Source organism: Gramella sp. Hel_I_59 (assembly GCF_006714895.1).
In the GTDB taxonomy this organism is placed as follows: domain Bacteria; phylum Bacteroidota; class Bacteroidia; order Flavobacteriales; family Flavobacteriaceae; genus Christiangramia.
On record NZ_VFME01000001.1, the window covers coordinates 2,872,673 to 2,884,597 of the forward strand.

Genomic DNA, 11,925 nt, shown 5'->3' on the forward strand with positions numbered 1-11,925 from the left:
GTGCTGTTATTCAATAATTTAATATTCTTTAACGCAAACATGTTAAGTACGCCGAAAAATTATTCCCCGATCCTTATTCAAATAGACCATTTTAACTCAATTCTTTTATCTTTACATTCCTTAATTCAGCCTAAGAAATAAATTATGCATGTAGCCATAGCAGGAAATATTGGTGCAGGAAAAACAACATTAACTCGATTACTAGCAAAGCATTACAACTGGGAACCACAGTTCGAAGATGTTCTGGAAAACCCTTACCTCGAAGATTTTTACAACAAAATGGAGCGTTGGTCGTTTAACCTGCAGATCTATTTTTTAAATAGCAGGTTCAGGCAGATTCTACAAATTCGTGAGAGCGGCCAGAAGATCATTCAGGATCGTACGATCTATGAGGATGCTTATATTTTCGCACCAAACTTGCATGCAATGGGTCTTATGACCAATAGGGATTTTGAAAATTACAAATCACTCTTCGATCTTATGGAAAGCGTGGTTCAGGGACCAGATCTACTCATTTATTTGAGAAGCAGTATTCCTAACCTTGTTAAACAGATCCATAGCAGAGGTCGTGATTATGAGAACTCTATCTCTATTGACTATTTGAGCAGGCTGAATGAACGCTACGAAGCGTGGGTACACGATTATAATAAAGGAAATTTGCTTATAATTGATGTAGATAATATTAATTTTGTGGACAATCCGGAAGACCTCGGTGATATAATTAACCGCATCGATGGACAGTTACACGGACTTTTTTAAATGATAATTGACTATGGAATCTACTAAACTAAAAAGACCAAAACACAAGGGTTCTCCAAAACTTTTCGATAACCCGATCCTGGAAAAGTTAACGCACACACATATATCGCTGCCATTGATCATCTTTGGATTGATCTCTGTAGCTCTAATTTACTACGGAATATTTGACAAAGGTTTTGAAGCGCCGGCGATGATTGGATTATTCCTTGCAGGCCTGTTCTTCTTTACATTAATTGAATATGTGATGCACAGGTACTTATATCACATTCCAGCAACTACGCCTAAAAAGCAAAAATTGAGCTATACCATGCACGGTGTACATCATGATTACCCAAAAGATAAATCCAGGCTGGCTATGCCTCCTGTTCTTAGCCTTGTAATTGCGACTGTACTATTCATCATTTATCGTGCAGTACTAGGCGATTATGTATTCGGTTTTCTTGCAGGTTTCCTGATTGGTTATGCTGCTTACCTGGCTGTTCACTATTCTGTACACGCTTTTAAGGTTCCAGATAATTTTCTGAAGATCTTATGGCATCATCACAGTATACACCATTATCGTGAACCAGATCGTGCTTTTGGAGTTTCCTCTCCACTTTGGGACCAGATCTTTGGAACTATGCCAAGAAAGTCTCCGGTTCAGGAAAGAGCCGCGGTTGGAACCAGTATTGATCCAAGCTAATTCAGTTTATACAACAAAAAAAAGTCCCTTTTTCAAGGGACTTTTTAAATTTATTGGATTTCGTAACCGGACTATTTTATAAAGCCATTTTCGCGGGCGTGTTCCTCAGCTTCCTCACTGCTCATAACCATTAGCACTGGTACTGTATCAAAATTATCGATGATACTTTGCACACGCTGCATCTGCTTTTTATGTTTTACACTTCTTAGATAGATCGCCATGATACGATCTGAATACTGAGCCGCAATATCTGTATAGATACTCGCATCATGTTCACCACTATCTCCAATCAGGATAAATTTAAGATCTGGATAGGTTTTCAAAATATTAGTGATCTCTTTTTGCTTGTGTGGTTTTTCAGGTTTTATAGTACTTTCAAAAGGAGTTCGAAGATCACGAAGCAATATGGGACCCTTTGGAAAATTATTATGGTCCAGGAACAACTTAAGATATTCATACATGTTCCAGGGACTGTTGCTCAGATAAAAAACAGGATTTCTGAACTTACCACTAGTACCTTCATGTAATTTCTTGTAAAGGTTTGGAGCACCCATCAATGGAATTCGTTTATATGCATTCGTTAGCAGTGAATTCTTCAGAAGGCGCCATTTTAGAAAAGAAGTAACACCTGTATGCAGGATCGTATCATCAATATCACTTATGACCCCGAATTCAGCATCATGCTGCGGAATAAGAAATTCACCACGTTTTGGATTCTCCAATTCATCTGTTCTAGGTTCTACCTTTTCACAGTACCTAACCTCGTAATCTATCCAGCCTTCATTAGACGCATATTCCGATAAATTTTCATCAAAAGTCTTATCGAACAGAAAATAGCCTTCATCACTGGTAGTTGTCCTTAAATTTACTTTCCCAGGCACTACTAACTCCATTTCGGCATCAGGAATTTCAAAGCTATCGAATTGCTTATACGTATTTTTTATAGTCCGAAAAATGGACTGTTCCTTAACGATATTCAGTGGTTCATTATCTAAAACCCTTCCGAAGACATATAAATGGGAATAAGTACCATAGCTTCTATAGGGCACGATATGAATTTGATCGAGATTTCTATACCTGCCTAGTAGTTTTTTAAAACGTTTGATCATTAAAATTGAAGGTTTTGGTTCAAGTTATATTTAATTCTGAACCGAGTCTGCCAGATGGCCTAGTTTTATAATTATTTTAGTATTAAAGTCGGTTTAAAGCTTCTAACGCTTTTCCCATATCTATACCTTCAGCTAATACTCCTTTAAAAAGATCAGGATTCTCAATAATTCTTGCGGGCATGTTCTTAATATCAAAATCTCTGATTTTTAGGCCAGACTTCAATTCGTTCCAGTGTAAAGGAGCTGAAACCGGAGCATCAGGTTTAGGTCTCGCACAGTAAGGAGCAGCCAGAGTTTGTCCGCGTCTATTCTGCAGGTAATCCAGGTAGATCTTATTTTTCCGATTCTTAACAGCACGATCCATGCTGGTAAGTCCTTTGGTTCTCTCGAGAACATAATAACAGATGAGCTTTGTAAATTCACGACCTTCTTCATAAGAATATTTCGCACCAAGTGGGATATAAATATGAATTCCTGAAGAACCGGAAGTCTTACAATAAGCTTCAATGTTTGCCGACTCTAAAATTTCCTGTGTCACCTGCGCAACTTCGATTACTTCCTCAAATGTATTTTTTTCTGAAGGATCCAGATCAATGATCACATAATCTGGTTGATCCAAAGTGTTTTTCCTGCTATTCCACGGATTGATCTCGATACACCCCAGGTTTGCCATATAAATCAAACTAGCCTCATCCTGGCATAGAAGGTACTGAATATCTCTTTTCGCAGAAGTAGACCAAATCTTTAAAGTTTCGATCCATGAATCCAGCAAACCTTCATTGTCTTTCTGGTAAAAACCTTCTTTCTCAATACCATTTGGGTGTCTGTGAAGATTTTGCGGACGATCTTTTAAAAACGGAATCATATATTCTGAAACCTGTATGTAGTAATCGATGAGATCGTACTTCCTGAAACCTTCTCCCGGCCAGTAAATCTTGTCCAGATTAGTGACATTAACTGTTCTGCCATTTATTTCTAAAGCATTAGAACTGGCTTTTGAAGATTTCTGAGATGCTTTATTAGTGGTTTTTACATCAATTATAGATTTATCTTCTCTCAGAACTTTGTAAACAGGATGACGCATTCTACCGCTCTCTGTCCATTCTGAAAATTTGATCTCGCAAACAAGTTCAGGTTTTACCCAATTTGGTGTTCTGCCTTTAAGATTTATTTTCTGACGGAAAGGTGACTTTTGAATTTCAAGATCCTGCATCTTCTGAAGTAATTCCTGTTGCACCGAAGAAGAGAATCCTGTTCCGCAATTACCTACGTATTGTAATTCACCTTCTCTGTAGATCCCGAGTATCAATGATCCGAAAACGGATCCTTTTGAATCTGTATAACCACAGATCAAAACTTCTTCAGAGCTTGTACCTTTTATTTTTAACCATTTCTCACTACGATAGCCTGGAGTATATACAGAATCGGCTTTTTTCGCGATCACTCCTTCCATACCATCTTTTAAAGCTTTCTTGTAAAAAGCATCTGGCATACTTTCAACATGCTCGCAGTAATAGGTCATCTCCAATCCTTCCAGAACATCAGGAAGCAGACTTTTACGTTCGAGCAGGCTTAGCTTCAGCGTACTGTGTCCATTTAGAAAAAGTATATCAAAAACATAAAACCTAAGATCTGCCGGGGAATTACTGTCGTAATTTTGAAGTTTTTGAAACTGAGGTTTTCCCTGCTGATCCAGAATTACCACTTCTCCATCGAGTATCACCTCATGAGGGATACTATCCAGGTCCTGTGCAAGCTTTGAAAACTTATCATTATAATTGATCCCATTCCTGGAATACAGGTTCACATTACCTTGGCTTATACTTGCAAGAACTCTATAACCATCCCATTTCAACTCGTAGATCCAACCGGCCTTATTAAAGATACCATCTGCTGCAGTTGCCAGCATAGGTTTTATGATATTAGAATCGTTTAGGCTTTTTACAATTCCCTGCGGAGCATAGTCTTCTGCATCGTAATTTGAAGTAACAGAATGATTATCTTTTTTCTTTATAAGCAACCAGTGTTTCTGTCCATCCTGGCTTCTTGTTCGAACCAAGGCAAATGTTCCTTTTATCTTATCGCCATGAAATTTCACTTTCAGATCACCCTTTTTTAATGCCTCCTCAGCTCCAAAATCTCCAACCGACTCATATGTACCGGTATCCCAGATCCTCATTTTCCCAGCGCCATAATTACCCTTTGGGATCGATCCTTCAAAGTGTAGATATTGTACCGGGTGATCTTCAGTTTCAATAGCCAGCCTCTTATCCTCGGGATTCATGGAAGGACCTTTAGGAACGGCCCAGCTTTTAAGAACACCATCAACCTCAAGCCTTAAATCATAATGTAATCTGGAAGCACGATGACGCTGAATTACGAACCTATGAAGATTCTCTTTTTCAAGATCACCTTTAGGCTCAGAGGTTTGGGCAAAATCACGTTTTTTATTGTATTCCTCTAAAGACATGTATTAGCTGGCCTTTGACTTTTTCTTTTCAAGGCTGGCCTTCAGTTTAGCCATTAAATCGTCTGCCTGTGTGGGTTCTGAATCGTATTCCTCGACTTTTGGCTTTTTACCGGTCGCTTTAGATTCAATGATTTTCATTAACTGGTCATTATAGATATCCTTGTATTTTTTAAAATCAAAGTCAGAAGTATACTGCTCGATCAGTGAAACCGCCATATCTACCTCCTTGGCTTTTACCTTGGTTTTGGTAAGCTTCAGTTCTCCGGGATTTCTTATCTCATCTTCAAACCTAATCACGTGTAAAACCAGTGCATCCCTGTAAATACCTACAAGAGATAAATGCTCCTTTTGTCGCATCACGAATGTGGCCACACCTAGTTTTCCTGTCTTTTTTAATGCCTGTAGCAGTAAATTATAGGATTTACCTCCTTCTTTTTGTGGTTCTAGGAAATAAGGCTTTTTAAACAACACATCGGCTACCTCATCTTCATCGATAAATTCTTCAATATCAATGGTTTTCGTCTTTTTCATGTTCGCCTGGTCAAAATCATCTTTTTCCAGAATTACATAACCATCATCCTTTTTATAGCCTTTGACAATATCCTTCCATTCCACTTCTTTACCGGTATCCTCATTTACACGTTTATAGCGAATACGCGCATGATCATTTTTATCAAGCATATCCAGGTCTATACGTCTGTCCTCAGAACCCGAATAAAGTTTCACGGGAATTGAAACCAGACCAAAACTTATTGAACCATTCCAGATTGAGCGCATATTAGTGGTTTCTTAGTGCTTTTATCAATTCATCTTTAGACATATCACTTCGTCCATCGATGCCAACTTTTTTCGCCTGCTCGTAGAGTTCCTCTTTGGTTCTCTCTTCGTATTTTTCAGCTTTACCACCTTTCTCTCCGGAATTGGATGTATTGGCGATCCTTGCCGCTTTTTCCTTGCTCATTCCTTCCTTGCGCAATTTCTCGTATTGCTTATCATTTTTAATACTAGGTCCGTGATCTTCTGACATTTTCTGAATCTTTTGAATTGAACTTAAATTTAATTAACCTTTCAGCAGTGTTGAAATTTTGAGGGATTGATTAACCATAGTTTAACTGAAATATCAGTTTATACAATCAATTTTCAGAAGAAATAGGAGAATGAAAGTTATAGTCATTAATAGAAAAACCTCCACGATTGAGGAGGTTTCTTTAATTATTTTTTACTGAAGAGTTTACTATAGAGCATCGATCTTTTTCTGCACTTCCAGGCTTGACCCTTCAAATTCATAAGTATCACTGGTTTCATTTCCATTCAAAGAACTTGTTACCAATAACCTCGCGGTTACCAGATCGTCCAGATCATCTTTCTACAAACTAATTTCTTTTGAGATCACAGAACCTTCCGAAGAGATAACCTCCACAGTTTCCTCCTGGTTTGGAATATCAGCATCTGTATGTCCTCCTAAAATCGGCGCGATAACCAGACCGATAAGGCAAGTCAGTTTAATTAATATGTTCATTGAAGGACCTGAAGTATCCTTGAATGGATCTCCAACCGTATCACCAGTTACTGCTGCTTTATGCGCATCAGAACCTTTATAGGTCATTTCACCGTTGATCATGACTCCGGCTTCAAAAGATTTCTTAGCGTTATCCCAGGCACCTCCGGCGTTATTCTGAAAGATGGCCCAAAGCACACCGCTCACAGTAACACCAGCCATATATCCTCCAAGCATTTCAGCAATAGCGAGATTATCCATCCCAAAGATCATTGGCAGAAATGCGATGACTAAAGGAAAACCAATGGTTAACAAACCTGGCAGCATCATTTCTCTTAAGGAAGCTTCCGTAGAGATCGCCACGCATTTATCATACTCGGGCTTGGCCGTTCCCTCCATAATACCCGGAATATCCTTGAATTGTCTTCGTACTTCCTGCACCATTTCCATTGCAGCTTTACCTACTGCATTCATTGCCAAGGCAGAAAATACCACCGGAATCATCCCGCCCACAAAAAGCATCGCCAGTACAGGAGCTTTGAAAATATTGATTCCTTCAATCCCTGTAAATGTTACATAAGCTGCGAAGAGTGCTAAAGAAGTTAAAGCGGCAGATGCAATTGCAAAACCTTTCCCTGTGGCTGCGGTCGTATTCCCTACGGAATCCAGAATATCTGTTCTTTCTCTTACTATCGGCTCCTGTTCACTCATTTCAGCAATACCTCCAGCATTATCTGCTATAGGTCCGAAGGCATCGATCGCCAGCTGCATAGCTGTCGTTGCCATCATTGCTGAAGCGGCCAATGCAACCCCATAAAATCCTGCGAAAGCATAAGACGCCCAGATAGCACCGGCGAATAATAAGATTGAAGGAAAAGTAGAGATCATACCGGTCGCCAAACCTGCAATGATATTTGTTCCAGCTCCGGTACTTGATTGCTGAACGATCTTTAGAATTGGTTTTTTTCCCAGACCTGTATAGTATTCGGTTACTGAAGATATAGCTCCACCTACAACCAGACCAACCAGCGTTGCATAAAATACGCGCATGGAACTTATGTTTATCATTTCAAATCCTTCCTCTCCACCTATGAAGAATCCCATTGTCATGGTATTCGCAGGGAGCATCCAGTTTACCAGAAAATAACAGGATACCGCGACCAGTAAGATCGAAACCCAGTTCCCGATATTTAAAGCTTTCTGAACCTCCGATTCTTTAGCCGAATTTGAAGAAATTCTTACCAATAATGTCCCGATGATGGAAATGATAATTCCTACTCCGGCGATTGCCATTGGTAGTAAAATTGGACCAATACCACCAAAACCTTCGCTGGTGATATCACCTCCCATATCCTCGATTATATAATTTCCAAGCACCATTGCTGCCAGTACTGTGGCCACGTAACTTCCAAAAAGGTCGGCTCCCATACCGGCAACGTCACCTACATTATCTCCAACATTATCTGCAATGGTCGCAGGGTTTCTAGGGTCATCTTCAGGGATACCTGCTTCAACCTTACCAACAAGATCAGCTCCAACATCTGCAGCTTTGGTATAAATTCCTCCTCCAACTCTGGCGAAGAGTGCTATAGATTCGGCACCCAGAGAAAAGCCAGCAAGAGTTTCCAGAACTACGGTCATTTGCTGAGTATTGGTCCACTCTCCTCCCATAAAATAATGAAAGAAGAATATAAAGAAGCCGGTAAGACCAAGTACTGCGAGACCAGCAACTCCAAGTCCCATCACTGTTCCACCTCCAAAAGAGATATTCAATGCTTCCGGTAGGCTGGTTCTTGCCGCCTGAGTCGTTCTTACATTTGTTTGAGTAGCGATTTTCATTCCGATATTTCCTGCAAATGCTGAGAATATCGCACCGAAAATAAAGGCAACTATGATGAGGTAATGGGTGGTTGGAACAAAATATGCAATTGCGGCTAAGGCAATGCTGGCTCCAATCACAAAGAGAGTCAATAATTTGTATTCTGCTTTCAAGAAGGCTAGGGCTCCTTCATAGATGTGTGCTGAAATTTCTTTCATTTTTCCGTCTCCGGAGTCCTGTTTCATCACCCAGGATCTTTTGACCCACATAAAAATGAGTCCGATGATTGCCAGCACCGCTGGCAGGTAGATCATTATTGATTCCATATTAGCTAGTTAATTGTTAATTAAATATTAATGCTAGCTAATGTAGTAAAATTGACAACAATTAAAAAAGCAACAACTTTTTAAGGTTATTGCTTTCATATTCTTAATATTTTGATTGATATCTTACGATTATATCCCGAATCTGGATTTATCACCGTCATAGTTCTCATATCGTTCGATACATTGTTTAATGATCTCACGAGCTTCGTCTGCATCTCCAAAATCCCCTGTATCTACCTTTTTCTTTTCAAGATCTTTATACACCTTAAAGAAATGTTCGATCTCTTTAAGCATATGACCATTTAATTCTTTAAGATCGTTCAATCTATTCCAGATAGGATCTGATACGGGCACACAGATTATCTTCTCATCCGGTCCTTTTTCGTCTGCCATATGGAACACACCAATTGGCTTCACTTCCATCACAATCCCTGGAAAGGTTGGTTCAGAAACCAATACCAATACATCAAGTGGATCTTCATCCAATGCAAGGGTGTTAGGAATAAAACCATAATCTGCAGGATACATCATCGAAGAGAAGATCATCCTGTCATAACGTACTTTTTTAAGTTTGAAATCGTATTCGTATTTATTTCGGCTTCCCTTTGGGATCTCGATCAATACATCAAAAGTATTCGACATTTTTATATTTTTATCTAAATTAAAATTCAGGGCAGCAAATATAGTTATTTCTGATATTTAAACTATTATCTAAAAGTGAAATCCGAAATCTATTGTAAACGCAAGACTCCTTGCATCAGGATTATCGAAGTAGTTTCCGCGGAAATGAACGTCAAACCTCATTACTTTTAAAATATTTCCAATACCCAGACTATACTCGTAAAACGGATCATTATCTGGAGCTACCAGCGGTAAACCGGAAGCGTCTAAATCTTTACTTGCTTGTGAAATATCTCCATAGACCGCTCGAAATCCTACCAATTCCCGCAGGTTTAGCTCTCTTAACAACGGAATTCTAGAAAATAGTCTCCCATTGAAGTTATGATCTATGTGAATAGCTGAATAACTATCTGTCACGAATTCGTAGAAATCCAGGGTTGGAAATGAATTATACATACTAAAATAAGTCTGGTTTCCCGGAACTACACTCAGCAAGCCTAAAGGCACAGCATCAAATGTTTTCCCGGCTTCCAGGCTAATATTAGACCTACCAAAACCTCCAATTAACAATGGCTGATTGTAAAAGAACTGAAGTTTCTTATAATCAAAATCACTATTGAAAACCTCTTTAACTCCCAGACTGTAGTTCAGGAACAAGGTTGGAAAATCCTCTTCATTCACCACATTACGCTCCACTCCAAAGCCAGAAGTTTTTCTACCCGGTGTCCAGGTAATGATCGTAGAAAGTTCGGTTTGGTTGATCTCATTATCGGTGATCGTACGCGTGTCGTCTACATAATAATCAAGACTAAAACCTTCAGATGCCGGCTGCAATATTCTGTAATTTGCTCCGAATCTTAGGGTAAGATTCTTTACCGGTTCCAGTTGTACGGAAAAAACACTCAAGTTAATAGAACTCAATTTATCTGTATCACCAACATTCAGAAGCGATGAAGACGCAAGACTCCTTCCCAGAACATCTGTAGAATTTGTAAGACTGGTTCCTAATTGCTCTACATCCCTTCGGTTTCCTCCACTGAGAATAAGCCGCATTTTGTAATCCAGCAGCACTTTTGCTGAAACTCCATACTTGAATTTCTGGTCTTTGAACCCATAAGCTCCATAAGCTTCAATTCTCCATGGATCATTCTGTCCGAAATATGTTCTTCCTCCAAAACGGGTTCGGACTCCTTCCACATCATTAAACCCGAAAGTAGAATAAACAGGACCATAATCCCATCCATCAAACTCTACGTAACCAGACTGCGCAATCGTAGCGATATCATATAACCTGTTGAAAGCCTTTGTCTTCGTAAGACTGTCCAGCATTACATAGATTCCTTCTTCATCATCGTTTAACTGTTCAAGCCTGTTTTCACTCCAGAATTCGTCACTTCTATTATAAGCTTGAGATTGCGGATTGTAGACTGGTTGATTATAAAAACTTGATCCTCGTTCTTTATTAAATTCATACTCATCGTAAAGCATGGTTCGTTTCGCATAAACTCCCTGAGAAGTTTTCTTTTTGTTTATTCCGAAGTCGGCCATAAAGAAATCTTTCTCAATAAGAAAAACAGAGTCATTCAGAACTTCAAAATCCTGTTCAATATAAACCTGTTTGATCCAGTTGATGTTTACATCCTTGGTAGTTTCGAGATTGATGTTCTTAACAGCCCAGGTCGTATCATTCACCCAGAAGTCTCCTTTAAAGGTTAATTCATTCTCGCGGCGTGGATAATAGACGATATTATAGCACCACTTATTGTCGATATAAGCACTATCAGACAACACATAATTGTAGGTATCGATCCCTGTAGTCGAGATGGGACTTACAAATGATTTATCGAAGAACTTGATATAGTTTTTATAAATATCATAATCATCATAAATATCCTTCACAAAATCGATCAGGTTCCTGTTCTGGTTGAATCCGGAATTCTTGTTTCCAAGTAAAACTTTCTTCTCTTCGTTGATCTTATTATCCCCATAAACCTGGGTTACCGATTCGTTAATGAACATAGGCAGGTAAGTCTTCCCGGTCACTGCATTGGTATCTGCATAATCAAAAATAAACTCCATTCCATTAAAGATCCTGCTTTCCACAACCGCACTATCTATGGTATTCAGATCAAATTCCAGTTTTTCGTATTCCTTATAGCTATACTGGTCGAAAGCATTTACACCGTTGCTCCGGCGGTTTGCCCACACTTTCTTTAAGATATCAATTGCCGGGTTGTTCTTCTTCGAGGTTTTCCCGCGATAGATAACCACTTCATCAAGACTGGAAGCTTCCTGCTCCAGCTTTACATCCATGTTTAGATTGACCCTGGATTTTAAAGCGATCTTTTTGGTTTTGTAGCCAATAAAAGAAAACACAAGGGTATCATAATTATCATCTGACTGAAGGTAAAACTCACCAACTTCATTGGTAGTCGTTCCTGAAGTAGAATTAGCGAAAACTACGTTCGCAAAAGGTACAGTAGCTCCGGTGTCATCGGTAACAATTCCTCCTGCTTTTGTTTGAGCGATAAGACTAAAAACTGGAAGGAGAAAAAGTATTAAAAGGTAGGTGTATTTGTTCATTATAGGATAAAAAAAAACTTCATCGTTTAGATGAAGTTTCAAAGATAGGTTGAAAAGG

At 39.0% G+C, this 11,925-nt stretch carries 8 protein-coding genes and 1 pseudogene; 2 read left to right on the forward strand and 7 right to left on the reverse strand.

Annotation, left to right across the window (positions count from 1 at the left end; genetic code table 11):
• Window positions 1-144: 144 nt before the first annotated feature.
• On the forward strand, window positions 145-759 hold the full coding sequence (locus JM79_RS13265) for a deoxynucleoside kinase (protein ID WP_141878609.1): 615 nt from the start codon (window positions 145-147) through the stop codon (window positions 757-759).
• A 13-nt stretch (window positions 760-772) separates the two neighbouring features.
• Entirely contained in the window at window positions 773-1,441 is a 669-nt protein-coding gene (locus JM79_RS13270; RefSeq protein ID WP_141878610.1) for a sterol desaturase family protein, read from the forward strand.
• Window positions 1,442-1,512: 71 nt separating this feature from the next.
• On the opposite strand, the gene JM79_RS13275 is transcribed toward JM79_RS13270, so the two are convergent.
• The 7 genes and pseudogenes from JM79_RS13275 to JM79_RS13305 all read right to left on the reverse strand — a co-directional run bounded on the left by JM79_RS13275 (window position 1,513) and on the right by JM79_RS13305 (window position 11,867).
• A complete protein-coding gene (locus JM79_RS13275) occupies window positions 1,513-2,550 on the reverse strand; it encodes a phosphatase domain-containing protein (RefSeq protein ID WP_141878611.1) in 1,038 nt (345 codons plus the stop codon).
• 82 nt (window positions 2,551-2,632) lie between these two features.
• A complete protein-coding gene (gene ligD, locus JM79_RS13280) occupies window positions 2,633-5,020 on the reverse strand; it encodes a DNA ligase D (RefSeq protein ID WP_141878612.1) in 2,388 nt (795 codons plus the stop codon).
• 3 nt (window positions 5,021-5,023) lie between these two features.
• Window positions 5,024-5,797: a Ku protein gene (locus JM79_RS13285; protein WP_141878613.1), complete on the reverse strand. Its 774-nt coding sequence runs from the start codon at window positions 5,795-5,797 to the stop codon at window positions 5,024-5,026.
• A gap of 1 nt (window position 5,798) precedes the next feature.
• Complete coding sequence (locus JM79_RS13290) at window positions 5,799-6,047, reverse strand: Rho termination factor N-terminal domain-containing protein (RefSeq protein WP_141878614.1); 249 nt, start codon at window positions 6,045-6,047, stop codon at window positions 5,799-5,801.
• A gap of 207 nt (window positions 6,048-6,254) precedes the next feature.
• A pseudogene (locus JM79_RS13295) lies at window positions 6,255-8,663 on the reverse strand (sodium-translocating pyrophosphatase).
• A gap of 129 nt (window positions 8,664-8,792) precedes the next feature.
• Window positions 8,793-9,305: an inorganic diphosphatase gene (locus tag JM79_RS13300; protein ID WP_141878615.1), complete on the reverse strand. Its 513-nt coding sequence runs from the start codon at window positions 9,303-9,305 to the stop codon at window positions 8,793-8,795.
• A 69-nt stretch (window positions 9,306-9,374) separates the two neighbouring features.
• Window positions 9,375-11,867, reverse strand: coding sequence for a DUF5686 and carboxypeptidase-like regulatory domain-containing protein (locus JM79_RS13305; protein ID WP_185739499.1), 2,493 nt, complete (start codon window positions 11,865-11,867; stop codon window positions 9,375-9,377).
• Between the last annotated feature and the right edge of the window lie 58 nt (window positions 11,868-11,925).

Excerpts from the sequence above, each read along its gene's own strand:
- ligD (WP_141878612.1), bottom strand. The coding sequence starts at position 5,020 with ATGTCTTTAGAGGAATACAATAAAAAACGTGATTTTGCCCAAACCTCT.
- JM79_RS13270 (WP_141878610.1), top strand. The coding sequence starts at position 773 with ATGGAATCTACTAAACTAAAAAGACCAAAACACAAGGGTTCTCCAAAA.
- JM79_RS13290 (WP_141878614.1), bottom strand. The coding sequence starts at position 6,047 with ATGTCAGAAGATCACGGACCTAGTATTAAAAATGATAAGCAATACGAG.
- JM79_RS13285 (WP_141878613.1), bottom strand. The coding sequence starts at position 5,797 with ATGCGCTCAATCTGGAATGGTTCAATAAGTTTTGGTCTGGTTTCAATT.
- JM79_RS13265 (WP_141878609.1), top strand. The coding sequence starts at position 145 with ATGCATGTAGCCATAGCAGGAAATATTGGTGCAGGAAAAACAACATTA.
- JM79_RS13275 (WP_141878611.1), bottom strand. The coding sequence starts at position 2,550 with ATGATCAAACGTTTTAAAAAACTACTAGGCAGGTATAGAAATCTCGAT.
- JM79_RS13300 (WP_141878615.1), bottom strand. The coding sequence starts at position 9,305 with ATGTCGAATACTTTTGATGTATTGATCGAGATCCCAAAGGGAAGCCGA.
- JM79_RS13305 (WP_185739499.1), bottom strand. The coding sequence starts at position 11,867 with ATGAACAAATACACCTACCTTTTAATACTTTTTCTCCTTCCAGTTTTT.